The following is a 14,303-nucleotide window of genomic DNA, read 5'->3' as shown; positions in this document are numbered from 1 at the left end:
TCCCATAGATAAACAAGAGGATAACACTCCGATGAAACCAAATACAATTAACAAAACAGAACGAATTTTAGAAGTTCGTTTAGCTGAAAACCAACTAGAAATTGAAAGAGCACTTGCTTTACGTTATGAAGTGTTCAACTTAGAAATGGGTGAAGGTCTGCCACAATCTTCTGCCACACGAAAAGACCGTGATGAGTACGATTTGTACTGCCACCACCTAATCGTTATCGATAAATCTACTGATGATAAAAAAATTGTAGGAACTTACCGTATTTTAACACGCCAAAATGCAAAAAACGGAATTGGTTTTTACAGTGAAAACGAATTTGATATCACTTCTATTTATAACCTCCCAGATGAAATTGCTGAAGTAGGACGTTCTTGTGTTCACCCTGACTACCGTGATGGTTCTGTGATTTCACTTCTTTGGCAAGGTCTTGCCGAGTTCATGAACAAACATAATGTTCGTTATTTGATGGGTTGCGGATCCATTCACTCCACTGATGCAGATATCGCTTCACAATCCTATGGATTTTTAAAGGCGAAAGATGCAATTGCTCCTGAGGAATTTCGGGTGTATCCAAACCCTGACTTTGTGCTTCCTGGGTTTGATGCTAATTTTCATGTAGAAGATCCGAAAACGATCTCTAAAAATATCCCTCCACTTTTGAAAGGATACCTCCGGGTGGGTGCTAAAATCTGTGGAATTCCTGCACTGGATTCTGTTTTTGGTACTACGGATGTGTTTATTCTTTTCGACCGCAAGGAAATCACGGAGAGATATGCGAAACACTATATGAATGCATGAACCCTAACCAGGAAATAGATTACCAGCACCCCACAAAAAAGGACCAAATTCGATTCTTCGCTTTTACCCTTTTTTTGGTTCTTACGATCTGTGCCGGTTATTTCCTGGGCCTTCCTCGGTATTATCTCGGATGGTTTTCTTTTGCGATTGCATCGTTCTCTGTGGCTGGAAACGATGCAGTCCAAACCATCGGAACCTTTATCGAGAGTAAAAAATCCGTCCACTGGCTCCAAAAGATTCTCGTTTTCGGTGGTCTTTTATTTTTTGTCCATCTTTTGGCTTGGTTTTTACATGGTGGGGAAATCCACTTCCATAGACTTGATTCCATCCCTGAAACCAAAGATTTCAATCTTCTCCAACTCTTAGCTCCTGTCCTTCTTGTTGTCATCACAAGACTGAGAGCACCTGTTTCAACAACTTTCCTCGTCTTAGGATTGTTTGGTGGAAAGAGTATCGATCAAATGTTGACCAAATCCTTTTTTGGTTACGGCCTTGCCTTCCTTGTTGCCATTGTTGTCTGGGCCATCCTTGTCAAAGTCGACCCACACGAATACCACGAGGTTCACACACCCGACCCAGTAACGGAACGCCGCTGGTCTCAATTACAATGGCTTTCCACTATGTATTTATGGGTGGCGTGGTTATTCCAAGACACTGCCAATATTGCTGTGTTTTTACCCCGCCAGTTGGGAATCATTGAATTTTTAACTGCTGTTTTCATTCTCATCGTCGCCCTTCTCATCATCATCCGCACAAATGGAGGGACGATCCAAAGGGTGGTCTCTGAAAAATCAGACATCCAATGGGCCAAAGCAGCAACCATCGTGGATTTGGTGTATGGAAGTTTGTTATTCTTTTTCCAGTACATCAGCAATATCCCCATGTCCACCACTTGGGCCTTCCTTGGACTCCTGGCCGGAAGAGAAATCATCCTCAATGTCATCACTTACAAAGACCTACCCTACCTAGATACCTTTCGCAAAGTGGGAAAGGACGTAGTTCTGGCCACAATCGGGATTGCAGTCTCCATTTTAGTCTTTTTTCTCTCCTATTTCTTCTATCCGGAACAAAGGGCGAACACCCCTCTCGAATTCTGGAACTCCCCCACTCAGGAAGATTCTCTATAATTTTCTTTGACAGGACTTGCAATTGTCAGGGTAGTGTCATATATGAGATTGATTCTCACATAGAGACCAAGGAGCCATTATGTCTATAGCAATGATGTTACGAGAAGGAACAGCAGACAAACACCAGGAAACTGAAAAAGTTCCTTATATCCGGGCAATTTTTCGAGGCGGACTCGACACCCAAACTTATACTTACCAATTGGAAAGTCTTTTAGCAGTTTACACTGTTATGGAAGAACTTTACCGCCAAAACAAAGACAACCCCATCTTGGCTAAACTTTACTTCCCAACTCTTTTCCGTGAAAAGGCGCTAAAAGAAGATATCGCTACATTTCAAAAGAAATTTGGCACAAAACTTCGTGGAAGTATTTCCCAAGCCACTCAAAACTACATTGACCATATCAAAAATACAGCAGCCACCAAACCAGAACTTCTCGTAGCACAGGCTTACGTTCGTTACTTGGGAGACCTTTCTGGCGGACAATCCATCAAAAAAGTAGTAGCAAAAACTTTTGAATTAGAAGGAAATGAAGGAACTGCTTTTTATGAATTCCCAGAAATCGAAGATCTTATGGCTTTCAAAGGAATTTATCGCCAAAACTTGGATACTCTTCCTTTGAACGATTTACAAAAAGCAGAACTATTAAAAGAAGCAAATGCTACTTTTGATTTGAATAAGTTTTTGTTTATTGAGCTCGATTCCGATCTAAAAGAAAATATCGGAATGGAACGTTACCAAACTCTTTTACCAGCAGGTTAATTTTTGAGCTTCCCGTATACTTTAGTAACTTTAGTTTTTTTATCCATGTTACCGGTGACAATGATTGTGCCGGTAGTCAAGGATGTAGTAAAGGATCGGTTACTTGGATCCAACTGGGAAGTGGCTTACTTCACAAGCATTCCCATGTTAGGTTCCTTTCTTTTTTCACCGATTGCGGGAATCGTTTCTGATCGTTTTAAAAACAGAAAATATTTCATTAGTTTTTTCTGTTTTTTGGACGCTGGACTTTTTTATTTACTTACCATCGTTACCGATATGAATCTCTTTCTTTTTTTGAGATTCCTTGAGGGTGCTGCTCATATCTTTATCATTGGACTCCTCCTGAGTTCTGCCGCAGATCGCGAAAACGATCCAGATAACAAACGTTACTATGGCAAAGGAATTCTAATGGGCATCACGGGAATGTTTTTATCCCTGGGTGGTGCTTTTGGAATGCCACTTGGAATTTTAGGAAGAAAAAACCCTCTTTTGCCTTTTTATGTAGGTTCAGGAATTCTTATCTTTGTTGGCCTATTTAGTTTACTCATGTTAAAGGATAGAGGCATTCATAAAGTTAAGGACTTCAAACTGAACGACTTAAAAGTTGCTATTTTTGAAAACCCGTTTTTATTTGTTCCCTTTTTATTCAACTTCATCGACAGGTTTACGGTTGGGTTCATTATCTCATCCTTTAATATCCACTTACGTGAAACACTTGCCTTCCACCCAGGACTTCTCGGAGTTTTTCTAGGACTCGTTCTTTTTCCTATGAGTTTACTTTCCTATCCATCGGCTCTTCTTTCTCGTAAAACAGGTGTTTTGCCTTTGGTTCTTGTTGGATCTACAATTTACGGAATTTTTCTTGGCCTTTCTGGAACCACCAATGATTACTGGTATCTTTTTATATTTTTACTCATTTGTGGGATTGGAGCCGGTGTGATGTTTGTCCCTTCCATGATGCTTGCCAGTAAAATGTCAAAACCGGGCCTTACCGCAACTACAATGACAGCATTTACGGGTGTGGGTTCTCTTGGATTTATGTTAGGTCCCATTGTTTCAGTACAAATGCAATTGGTCTTTGAATCGGCTTTACCACCAGAGTATAGTTTTTCTGCCCTTTCTTTCTTTTTTGGATTTTTGGAGATCGGACTTGTGTTTTTAACCATTCCTTTTTTCAAAAAGATTTTGGGAAAAATGAACCGAATTGATGAAGAAAGAGAAAAGATATCACTTGCCAACCCTGATCCTATCCTATAGAATCTTTCCTTAGTCCATCTTAAGGTAAGGGTTTATGATCAAAAAACTTTTGATACTCAGTACACTCGCTTCGGTTCTGTTTTTGGTTTCTTGTACTTCCGGAAACAAAGTAGACGCAGGAAGCAACAAAGTCCATCCACACACAGCACTTCGTAAATTAGAAATCGATATGATTAAAGTGGGGGATGGTTTGGTAAAAACAGAAGCTGTTCTTGGTAAATCAACAGAAAAATCTTCTGATCCAAGTGGAACCGTTATGGTATGGTATTTTGCAGAAGACCGTGATGTTCCAGAACAATACTATACTTTGAAAGAAAAACCAGATGTAGTAGAAAAGTTTTTGAAACTGACTTTTGATCCGAAAAACAAAATCACTGCCAAAGACTTTAAACTATAAATCATTCTGCTGATTCAGACTCAGTTTCTGCATCAGTAGGAGCTGGAAAAGGAAAACCAGGGAAACTTGGTTTGACTTTTCCTTCCACATCATCATCTAACAAATCAATAGTGGTAAAACCCACTAAAAAATCAAAAACCTCTGCTACGTTAAATCCAACTCTAGCCCCACCATAAATTCCGGCTGTCAGTTCCACATTCCAAGAGTAACCTGGAGGATATCCAAATGGCTTTAGGTCTTCCTCTGGAAGGTAAATTAAAAATTCTTTCTGACCCGTTGCCGCTACCAAGTCCTTTGTTAACTCACGACGAAAATGTTCTTTTTTTCTTCTTTTACGATCCTTAACCGGATCATAGAGATAAGAATAATAACGCATTTTATAACTTTTGATATTGGCTCTTTCTTCATTGGTAAGTGGGATTCCCTTTTTATCCACAAGCCAATTACCTTTGGCATCCATTGTTGGTAACCCAGAATGGAAACTCTCACCACCTAAGATTCCAAATACGAGCTGTTGAGAGTGGTAAGTACCAAACTTACCTCCCCGTAGGCCAGCACCACGACCCAAATCTTTTTTACCCATTTCTGACTCCCCACCTTGGAAAAGAAATCCAATCGGTAAAGGGCCTACTTTAACAGCTGCTCCATACATAGGTGTTTCGACCCCAACAGTGACAATGTCTTGAAAATCATTTTTACGATTTTTCCAATAAGTTGCACATTGTAGAAAAAAAGATAAACTAAGGAGGAGGCCTGTGATTCGCATTCTTTTCCAGTTTTTTTCATTTTCTACTTTTCGGAATCAAAAAAACGCACAATTTAGGAAGATATGACTTCTTTTGAAGACTTTCCAATGATTGAAGTAAAAAAAATGAATGAGACGGAAGTCCGCCTTTTTGCTCTTCTTTTCAATCTACTCCGCGAACCGAAAGGAATCAGTTTCCAGAGATTTAGAAACATTATGCCACGGTTTTATAAAAACGAAGACATTGAATCAGATCGGAAAAAACTCTACCGCGACCTGGGCCAATTAAAAAGTCTCGGATTCAATATCAAGGTAGCACAGTTTGGTTACCAATCCGAAGACCATTTCCCCTACTATTTAGAAAAAGAATCGATCGATCGCAGTTTAAAATTCAACAAAGAAGAGTTAGAATATCTATCACAGGTTTTGTTTGCCTCCGATCCCAGCCCTGAAGGGATCAGCCTTTCACAAAAACTATTTTCTCATCATTTAGATCTCATTCCTAAATTTGCCAAACAACCCAAAGAAAATCAGGGAGAAGAAACATCCGATACTTCTAATACAGAAAAAATCCTTCAGGCCATCAAAGACAAAAGAGCCCTGACCATCCAGTATGGTTACGAGACAAACGAAAGGATGATCGAACCCTATCGACTTGTCAGAAAAAACACAACAGACTTCTATCTAATCGCCTATGACCGCGGGAAAAAATCCTTACGTAGATTCATCCTACCCAAAATCACTGTAAAAAAAGAATCCAAAGAAGAATTCCAATCCAATATTAAAATTACAAAAGAAGATTTGAACTTTCATCCTCTATTACTTTCTCAACATGAAGAACTAGAGTTTACATTTCAAATCCATCCTGATTATGAAGATCGTTGGAAATTATTTTTGGATGGAGCTGTATTTCAAAAAATAGAAAATGAATACCGAGTCAAAACCACAAACCAAAATGCTCTTTTCCAATTTTTTGTCATCTCTCCTGAAGCTCTGATTTCTAGTTCCGAAATTTGGAAGGAATCATTCCAGTCCTATACAAAACAATGGGAAAGTTTGTATCAATTTGTTTGATCTCGCCTTAACATCTGTTACAAAATCTCAGTTTTTACAATTTTTACGTTGTACCAATGCCTTCCATTTGGTGAGAGAGGGGATTGTCCCCAAACCACCTTCGGCATCTTTTGGTGGTCATTTAGAATGGAACCAGTTTCTACAACTTTGTAGAGAACGATTTCCGAGTTCCGCGACCATTGAAAAAACAATGGAGAAAGAAGAGAGTTTCCAAAAAACCTTAGAGTGGATCTCTGAAAAAAAATCCATCTTTCACGCTCACCTTCGTTCCGATCGGTATGTGTCCACAGTCGAGTATTTGGAATATGATGCGGAACGCGATGGTTGGATCCTTTGGGACTTTCGACCCATCGGTTCTCTGAAACAAGACATCCTTCGTTCCTTCTACTTCCACAAAAAAGTGGCGGAAGGTATGTCATTAAACATTCTGGCCTTTAAACTCATCCGAATCCAAACCAAATACATCCACCCCGGTGGAGAGATCGACCTCGAGAATTATTTACTCATAGAAGACATAACTTCTCGAATGTTTGCCGAGATGGGAACTCGTGAAACGGAATGGGAACAATTCGAAGAAGAAATCAACAAAACAATCGGACAATCTGTACGGTTTTCTTTTTTGGAAGCCAAACCAAGTTGCCGATCCTTAAAAACCTGTTTGTCTCCCAATCATTGCGCCAAAGGCAAAGAGAATGCAAAGGAAATCTTCGATTTCAGAGATAGTTCCGAACTGGCAAAAGGTTGGTTTGCCCTTGGGTACAATTCGTACGAATCCGTTCCCAATTCCGAATTAAGTCCCATTCAAAGGATTCAAAAAGAAGTTCATGTCACAGGGAAAACCCATTTTGATAAGGTTGCTTTTGAAAATTACCTAACGAATGTTACAAAAACAGTAGCTTTTTTAGATTTTGAATCAATCAATCCGTATCTACCGCTCTATCCACAAACAAGACCCTTCCAACACGTTCCGTATTTGTATTCTTTGCATATTTGGGACAGCGAAACCGATACCCTAACACATAAGACATATCTCCATGAGGATTTAGGAACAGACCCACGTATTTCTGTCCTTTCTCAGTTGCAAAAAGACCTTCCAGCAGGGATCACTATTTTCTCTTTTAATGATTTCTTTGAAAAACTGATCATCCAAGAGACGGCCGAGGTGTTTCCAGAGTTTTTAGAATTTTGGGAAAGAGTCAAATCGATGTTTATCGACCTTGCAATGCCTTTCAAAAAACTTTGGATCTACCATCCCGGCCAAAATGGGAAAGCATCTCTCAAAGAAATTTTGCCTTGTTTTAGCACAGAAAGCCATGGCGGACTTTCCATTCGTGAAGGACAAGACGCGAATTACCAATATTTAAGATTAATAAAAAAGCAGGTGACAGCCGAAGAAAAAAAACGTGTTCTGGATGATTTGATAGCTTACTGCAAACTTGATAGTTATGGTTTGTTTTTAATCTATAGAATGATATTAGAACGATTATCGGTTATTTAATGTTAGGTATCAAAAAATCAGTCGCACAACTTGTCTTTTCGTTACCTGAAACTTGGATTTCTGCTTTGGTGCGAAAGAACGGCCAACCAGAAACCAACCAATTAGATCCCTATTGTGCACTTGCGTGTAACATTGCCAGACTCCTTCCCAAAATGGAACAAATGAGTCCAGAAAAGGCAAGGCGGCATTACCGCGACCAAATGCGAATCTTCGATGAACCGGAATTTCCGATTCCTCACATCGAAGACAAACTCATTCCCACTCCTAGCGCTTCCTTCATTCCGATTCGAGTCTACAACGCAAACCCACAAAAAAGAAATCTTCCTACTATACTCTTCTTTCATGGTGGTGGACTCACCATTGGCAATTTAGAAACTCATGATAATTTTTGCCGTAAAATGTCTCATTACACAAAGAGCATTGTCATTGCTGTGGATTATCGATTGGCACCAGAACATCCTTATCCGGCAGCACATGATGATGTATGGCTAGCTTACCAGTATGTTCGTAATTCTGCTTACCTCTTTGGAGGATCACCCAATGCCATAGCTGTCTGTGGTGATAGTGCAGGAGCCTTACTGGCAACTTCACTTTGCCTACGTGCTAAAAAAGACAAAGTGCCGGTTCCCATCTACCAAGCTTTACTCTATCCTATGCTTGATACTTCCAAAGAATCCGAGACCTATGAACTTTTTGGTGAACGTTATGTGCTCACTCGTTCTCTGATGCGTTGGTTCATCCAGAATTACTTACCGAACCAAAAAGACAGGCGCACTTCTACGAACTCTCCCGTTTTGGCTGACCCCAAAGAACTGAAAGGCCTTCCCCCAACTTATTTAGGAATCGCTGGGTATGACCCACTTCGAGAGGAGGGAGAAACGTATGCCAAACACCTCCAAACGGCTGGGGTAAAGGTAGAAGAACGCCATTTTCCCTCCCTGATCCACGGTTACATCCAATTGACAGGTCTAATCCCTAAGGCCAAAGAAGCAGAACAAGACCTCTTCCAGTCCTTGGTGCGTTTTTTTTCGACAAGAAAAATCTGATCCGATCCATTCAAGAATCGACAAGGAAGGATTCGATACTATAAAAGACAGAAATCTCTGAGGTACGTCATGATTTTACGATTCTCCATCGCTCTCTCTTTCCTATTTGCGATTTCAGCCCTTTATGCTGAAAAACCGGCATCTGCTACCTTAAAAGAACGTGAGTCCCAAAAACAAATCGACCTCCAAAGAAAAAATGGATTTGGGGATAACGAAATTGATACCTTACATGCCAGTATCAGTGGAAACTTAAAGAAAATTAAAAAACTCCAAGACTTAGGTGTGGATAAAACGGCAGCACAGTATCTCGCACACATTCCTGAAGAACACAAAGAACTATATAAAAAAGACAAAGACGGAAAACCGTATTTGGAAATCAAACTACCACAAGGGCAGTCTTACATTGATTATCCGACAGTTTTTTTATACGATGGAATTGCTTATATTTACCCTAAAGATGATTTTAGTGACCTAGAAAAAATCATTCTTGTTTTCCGCCGAGTGAATGCTGACGGAACCATCCATGTAAAAGAAATGAGAAGACTTGTGAATCCAACTCCTAAATCAGAAGGAACAGAAAAGGATGAAAAGGGAGAAGCTAAATTAGATACAAACTCTGATATCAGACTCGAGTATTACAGATCTCTTACTTCAGATACTATTTGGCCCAATGACCCTGTGCAACCAGCAGAACCAGACATTGCCATGGTTTTGAATGATGAAAAAGATCCACTTCCTTATGACAAACAAAAACACATTATGATGTCTTACAAAAAGATGTTACGTAAGATTTCAAAACAGACTGCTTTTAAACTCAGAAACATTGAGTTAGATCAAAAGCAGATGATTACAAAAATTTTAGATTACAACACAAACTAAAACTACTTCAAAAACAAAAAACAACAAGCTTCTTCTTTAATTTTGTTGTTTTTCCCTCCGACTGATGAGGAGCTGCGAAATCGTTTGCTCCTCGGTCACATACTTCCTCTTTAAATAAGAAAGGGCATTGTTAATAAAACGAGGCACTTTTTTTTCTGCATCCAATAGATCCATCTTTGTTAACATAAGTTCATCTATGGTTGCCAGAGCCAAATTTCTTTGGCTTTGGTGTAATTCGAAATCGTCCTCGTCTTCTACAATCATGGTTTTTCTTGGAAACGCTTTGCGGCGTCCACTCCCCTTTCTTCGTTTACAAATAAGTTAATGAGTAGTGATAGAAAATAAAAGAAAGCAACCACAAGGAAAGCATTTCGAAGAGTGACTAATGTTTGGATGTATCCAAAAAGAAAAAGCCCTGCTGCCGCGGCAATTTTTCCAGAAAGTCCCCACATTCCAAAGAACTCTCCCGATTTGGATTCCGGACTAAAAATACCAACAAGAGCTCTCGAAGCCGACTGTGTGGACCCAAGTCCCATCCCTGCGAGAGAGGAGATAAAAACAAAAACCCATTGGACTGTCCAAGTTTTACCAAAGGCAGCATTGGCAAAGTTTGTGATATCATATACAAAATAGATAAGCGCACAAGTTAGAAGCCAAAGAACGAGTGTCAGGTTGAAAGTTTTTTTAGCCCCAATGCTATCTTGGATCACACCAAAGGCAAGAGCACCAATCGCCGCAAAAATTTGGATAAAGATAAACATGGCTTGTTTGTGTTCTGCTTCAATATGGATTTCTTGAGATCCATAAATGAAAGCAAAAGAAATGACAATGGCAAGGGCCGCCATAGTAAAAAACAAAGAAACCAAGTAGATCATCAAATCCTTGAAGTTACTTGCATCTTTTAAGGTTTGAACCACTCGATCCTTTCCAATTTTGAAGTAGTTCACATTATGAGACACACCTAAAGGCAAATGAGGTTCTTTGAGGAAAAGAAAGGTAGGAATGGCAGCCACCAAAAAGAAAATTGCAGTGTAAGGCCCCACTAATTTCAGGTTTTCAAAGTTATCTAAGGTGTAACTACCAAGAGTGGTAGCTAGAGCCACAGAGCCGATCCCGCCGAAGTATCCAATCCCCCAGGCATAACCGGAAATTTTTCCTAAATCTTCCTTGGAACCCAGAAAGGGTAAAAAACTCGAAGCGAAGTTCTCGCCAGAAGCAAAGAAAAAATTAGAAAGGGCAACGAGTGCCATACCAAGCCAAATCATACCCGGTTCTACGTAATAAAGCAAAAAAGTAGCGATGACACAACCAATGTAACTTAGGAAAAGAAAGAATTTCTTTTTGGAACTATAATCGGTAATGGCACCAAAGATGGGACCTGTGGCCACCACAAATAAATAGGAAACAGCCAGAGCCCATGCCCAAAGAGAATTTCCCAAACGGTATGGATTGTCCGAACCCAAATCTGCTGGAACAACGAGAGTTGTAAAAATTTCACAATAAACGACACTGATGATGACTGTGGTGTAAGAAGAGTTCGCAAAATCGAACATACACCATCCAAAAATTTCACGGTTTTTTTTCTTTTTTGCTTCCGGGCTTTTGTCTTGGGACATAGAGGTTGATTGAATTTTCCTTGAGTGAAAGTAATTAAAGAGTTTCCCTCCCTTTCGTAAATCTGTCAAATGAATAGTTCAGGTATGGATCCTTTCGATTTAAATTCCCTTATGAGGCCCAAACGGGTCTGTTTATGTCGAATGGTGACAGAAGATGAATTAGTCCGGGCCATCCACGCAGGTGCTGTGACCATGGAACAAATCAGAGAAACCACAAGGGCCTCTACCGGCTGCGGCACTTGCTCCATGCAGGTGTACCACATCCTCCAGCGCGAATTGCAGAATCTCTCACGGAGGAAAATTTCATGAAACTTTCGATCAATATGGCCATGACCTTGGATGGAAAGGTCGTTCGACCCGATGGTCGTTGGTATGGACTCACTTCCAGTGAAGACAAAACCCAGATGGATGTCTATCGTTCCCAGTCCGATGCTGTTCTTGTAGGAAAAAACTCTATATTAAATGACAATCCTATCGTAAAAATCCGTGCTGTTCCCAATGCTTTAAATCCAAGGCCCGTAATTTTAGTTCGGAAAGGAACCCTTCCTCCAGACAAACATGTCTTCGAAGAATCCGACCATATCCCCCTCGTCATTTGTACAAAAACCAATTTAAAAGAAATCAAAACCAGCTTAGAAAATAAGGCGGAGATCTTTGCACTGGATTCGGATGACATTGATCCCAAAAAAGTCACAGGGATCCTCAAACGGAAAGGATACAAAAACGTTCTTTTGGAAGGTGGGCCCAAACTCAATTTTTCCTTTTTAGAAGCGGACCTTGTGGACCGGATTTATCTTACCATAGTACCATATATCATTGGAAAAAACGGGCTCTCAGGGATTGCCGATCACAGTTCAGAACTTCCCAACTTTGATAAGAATGGCTGGACCCTCAAAGACCATTTTACCAAAGGAAACGAAATCTTCCTCGTTTACGAAAAAGCTTAAAAATTTGTAAAAATTAGGATTGACGGATTTGGCCATTATTAAGTAGTTTAATATCAAACTATTTAGCAATAAGAGGTTCTATGTTTTACAAATTACTCGCAACAAACAAAGACATTACACTCACCATCCTTCGTGTCACTCTTGGAGTGGTCATCCTTCCCCACGGAGCTCAAAAAGTTCTAGGTGCATTTGGTGGATACGGATTCGAAGGAACTATGGGTTTCTTTACTGGACAACTGGGCATTCCGTACTTCTTTGCTCTTCTTGCCATCATCGCTGAATTTTTCGGTGCGATTGGTCTGATTGTAGGACTTTTTACAAGAGTGGCTGCGTTTGGAATTTTTGCTACTATGCTCGTTGCAGCGGCATTAGTGCACTTACCTAACGGATTCTTTGCTGACAAAGGTGGATACGAATACCAACTTCTAACTTTTGGTTTAGCGATCCCACTCATCATCAAAGGTGCTGGTTCTTTTTCTTTAGATGATATCATTGCGCATAAAATCGAAGGATAAAAAGAAAAATCATGACTAATACTAATTAATAGTGTTAGCCAAACTTTGACCTCTCTGATCCCTTGTCTTAAACCATTGATAAGGAATCAGAGATGAACCAACTCAATCTATCAACTCTCCAGTCATTACTCCCAGAAGCAAAATTTCAAAATACAGAAAGTATCGTTTCTGTTTCCTTTACTGGACTTACCTCTCTCAGTTTAGCAAATACAAACGAAATTTCTTTTGTAGCCTCTAAAACTTTTGTAAATGATGCCAAAGCATCTAAAGCTTCCTTACTCATTGTATCCTCTGATGTGGTGGATTCTTTAACTGATAAAGCATTGATCATAGTTCCCAAAGTAGAACTAACCACCGCAAAAATCATTCGCCACTTCTTTCCAGAAAAAAAACCAACAGGAACACATAGCTCACATGTTGTCATTGATCCCACAGCTAAAATTGGATCCAATACCGACATCGGACATTTTGTAACCATCGGCAAAAACTCAGTCATCGGAAATGATTGTATCATCGAAGACGGAGTGAAAATCGGAGATCGTGTTCATATCGGTGACGGTGCCCGCATTGGGAAAAACTGTGTGTTCTTTGATGATACCATTGTTGGAAAAAGATTCATTGTATTTGGGAATTCCAGTTTTGGTGGGGATGGATTTGGATTTGTTTTTGCAGAAGGAAAACATAACAAAATTCCGCAAGTAGGTCGCGTTGTCATCGGGGATGATGTGGAAGTAGGAAGTAATTGTACCATCGACCGCGGTGCGCTTACTGATACAACCGTTGGGAATGGTTGTAAATTTGACAATATGGTTCATATTGCCCACAACTGTAAGGTGGGAGACCATGTCATCATCGCAGGCCAATCTGGTCTTGCGGGAAGTGTGACCCTAGGGAACCATGTCATCATCGGTGGAGCTTGTGCCATTAGTGACCATTTAACATTAGTTGATGGAACCATCATTGCCGGCGGATCCAGTTTACGCACCTCTCCCAAAACAAAAGATGTATATGTGGGTTGGGACTTAGGTCTTACCTTCCCTGAATTTCAAAAGTATCGAGTGAACATCAAAAACATTGTGAACTTAAACAAATGGCTGAAACGCATTGAAAACATTGAAAAAAAGGTTGGGATCGAACAAAAAGAATCTTAAATAGAATCCAGATACAATCGGATTCTATTTTGAATCTCTATTAGAATAGATGGATTTGGAAAAGGAACTAAATTTCCTTCTGGATCTGTCCAGTGAAACTTTTCCTCTTCTGATTTTCTTAAACTCAAATAAAAAATAGGGGCAGGGTTTCTTCGATTCCCTTCTAATCCACCTAACCTAAGTGTAATGGAACCCATCTCCGATACCACCCATTCGAATTTCTGTCCCAGTTTTTCCATCGTCCATCGAATAGGAAATTCTATTAGTTCTGCATCTATCTTTCCTTTCTGTTCAAAAGTTTTATCCTTTTTTTGGGGGGATTGTAGTTCTTGATTTTCTTCGTTACTACTCTTGTTTTTATCAGATAGAATATTTTGATTGGCAATCTCTGGGTATTCGGCAAGTAACCAACGATACGCACGAAGGGACTCTTCTTTTAAAAAAGGTAAATCGTTTAAATCAAGAGAATTCATATTCTTTTAT

Annotated in this window: 17 protein-coding genes; 13 read left to right on the top strand and 4 right to left on the bottom strand. The window is 39.8% G+C overall.

The features are described 5' to 3' along the window. The first annotated feature begins 31 nt into the window (after positions 1 to 31). The 5 genes from CH361_RS05930 (at position 32) to CH361_RS05910 (ending at position 4,349) form a co-directional block, all read left to right on the top strand. Positions 32 to 808, top strand: coding sequence for a GNAT family N-acetyltransferase (locus CH361_RS05930; protein ID WP_100789892.1), 777 nt, complete (start codon positions 32 to 34; stop codon positions 806 to 808). Continuing rightward, complete coding sequence (locus CH361_RS05925) at positions 805 to 1,935, top strand: hypothetical protein (RefSeq protein ID WP_100789891.1); 1,131 nt, start codon at positions 805 to 807, stop codon at positions 1,933 to 1,935. Before CH361_RS05930 ends, CH361_RS05925 begins: the two co-directional genes overlap by 4 nt. Before the next feature lie 79 nt (positions 1,936 to 2,014). Then, positions 2,015 to 2,695 (top strand): biliverdin-producing heme oxygenase, encoded by a 681-nt coding sequence (locus CH361_RS05920; protein WP_100789890.1) that lies wholly within the window; start codon positions 2,015 to 2,017, stop codon positions 2,693 to 2,695. Between the two features lie 3 nt (positions 2,696 to 2,698). Next, positions 2,699 to 3,952 (top strand): MFS transporter, encoded by a 1,254-nt coding sequence (locus CH361_RS05915; RefSeq protein ID WP_100789889.1) that lies wholly within the window; start codon positions 2,699 to 2,701, stop codon positions 3,950 to 3,952. 34 nt (positions 3,953 to 3,986) lie between these two features. Continuing rightward, positions 3,987 to 4,349, top strand: a complete 363-nt coding sequence (locus CH361_RS05910; RefSeq protein WP_100789888.1) for an LIC13410 family lipoprotein — start codon at positions 3,987 to 3,989, stop codon at positions 4,347 to 4,349. A 1-nt stretch (position 4,350) separates the two neighbouring features. Here CH361_RS05910 and CH361_RS05905 read toward each other — a convergent pair whose 3' ends face one another. Beyond that, complete coding sequence (locus CH361_RS05905) at positions 4,351 to 5,115, bottom strand: LIC13411 family adhesin (protein WP_100789887.1); 765 nt, start codon at positions 5,113 to 5,115, stop codon at positions 4,351 to 4,353. A gap of 63 nt (positions 5,116 to 5,178) precedes the next feature. Between CH361_RS05905 and CH361_RS05900 the strand changes: the two genes are divergently transcribed. The 4 genes from CH361_RS05900 to CH361_RS05885 all read left to right on the top strand — a co-directional run bounded on the left by CH361_RS05900 (position 5,179) and on the right by CH361_RS05885 (position 9,591). Next, a complete protein-coding gene (locus CH361_RS05900; protein WP_100789886.1) occupies positions 5,179 to 6,168 on the top strand; it encodes a helix-turn-helix transcriptional regulator in 990 nt (329 codons plus the stop codon). Further along, positions 6,161 to 7,666 (top strand): DUF2779 domain-containing protein, encoded by a 1,506-nt coding sequence (locus CH361_RS05895; protein WP_100789885.1) that lies wholly within the window; start codon positions 6,161 to 6,163, stop codon positions 7,664 to 7,666. The genes CH361_RS05900 and CH361_RS05895 overlap by 8 nt, the downstream gene beginning before the upstream one ends. Further along, on the top strand, positions 7,666 to 8,712 hold the full coding sequence (locus CH361_RS05890) for an alpha/beta hydrolase (protein WP_100789884.1): 1,047 nt from the start codon (positions 7,666 to 7,668) through the stop codon (positions 8,710 to 8,712). Before CH361_RS05895 ends, CH361_RS05890 begins: the two co-directional genes overlap by 1 nt. A 69-nt stretch (positions 8,713 to 8,781) precedes the next feature. After that, a complete protein-coding gene (locus CH361_RS05885; RefSeq protein ID WP_100789883.1) occupies positions 8,782 to 9,591 on the top strand; it encodes an LIC13212 family protein in 810 nt (269 codons plus the stop codon). 36 nt (positions 9,592 to 9,627) lie between these two features. Here the strand turns inward: CH361_RS05885 and CH361_RS05880 are convergent, their stop codons facing one another. After that, the gene (locus tag CH361_RS05880) at positions 9,628 to 9,855 is read right to left on the bottom strand and encodes a hypothetical protein (protein WP_002978805.1); all 228 of its coding nucleotides are present in this window, start codon (positions 9,853 to 9,855) and stop codon (positions 9,628 to 9,630) included. Next, positions 9,852 to 11,207 (bottom strand): MFS transporter, encoded by a 1,356-nt coding sequence (locus CH361_RS05875; protein WP_208861389.1) that lies wholly within the window; start codon positions 11,205 to 11,207, stop codon positions 9,852 to 9,854. Before CH361_RS05875 ends, CH361_RS05880 begins: the two co-directional genes overlap by 4 nt. Before the next feature lie 69 nt (positions 11,208 to 11,276). On the opposite strand from CH361_RS05875, the gene CH361_RS05870 reads away from it, so the two are divergent. From CH361_RS05870 to lpxD, 4 genes are all read left to right on the top strand, one after another. Next, complete coding sequence (locus CH361_RS05870; RefSeq protein WP_322113120.1) at positions 11,277 to 11,516, top strand: (2Fe-2S)-binding protein; 240 nt, start codon at positions 11,277 to 11,279, stop codon at positions 11,514 to 11,516. After that, on the top strand, positions 11,513 to 12,154 hold the full coding sequence (locus tag CH361_RS05865) for a RibD family protein (RefSeq protein ID WP_100789881.1): 642 nt from the start codon (positions 11,513 to 11,515) through the stop codon (positions 12,152 to 12,154). Before CH361_RS05870 ends, CH361_RS05865 begins: the two co-directional genes overlap by 4 nt. Before the next feature lie 80 nt (positions 12,155 to 12,234). Next, on the top strand, positions 12,235 to 12,669 hold the full coding sequence (locus tag CH361_RS05860; RefSeq protein WP_100789880.1) for a DoxX family protein: 435 nt from the start codon (positions 12,235 to 12,237) through the stop codon (positions 12,667 to 12,669). A gap of 92 nt (positions 12,670 to 12,761) precedes the next feature. Beyond that, the gene (lpxD, locus tag CH361_RS05855) at positions 12,762 to 13,820 is read left to right on the top strand and encodes a UDP-3-O-(3-hydroxymyristoyl)glucosamine N-acyltransferase (protein WP_100789879.1); all 1,059 of its coding nucleotides are present in this window, start codon (positions 12,762 to 12,764) and stop codon (positions 13,818 to 13,820) included. On the opposite strand, the gene CH361_RS05850 is transcribed toward lpxD, so the two are convergent. Then, a complete protein-coding gene (locus CH361_RS05850) occupies positions 13,817 to 14,293 on the bottom strand; it encodes an LIC_13241 domain-containing protein (protein WP_100789878.1) in 477 nt (158 codons plus the stop codon). The two genes, lpxD and CH361_RS05850, sit on opposite strands and share 4 nt — an antisense overlap. Between the last annotated feature and the right edge of the window lie 10 nt (positions 14,294 to 14,303).

Source organism: Leptospira brenneri (genome assembly GCF_002812125.1).
In the GTDB taxonomy this organism is placed as follows: domain Bacteria; phylum Spirochaetota; class Leptospiria; order Leptospirales; family Leptospiraceae; genus Leptospira_A; species Leptospira_A brenneri.
Note: the sequence above shows the minus strand (reverse complement) of the source record. Positions and strands in the feature narration are given on the sequence as shown.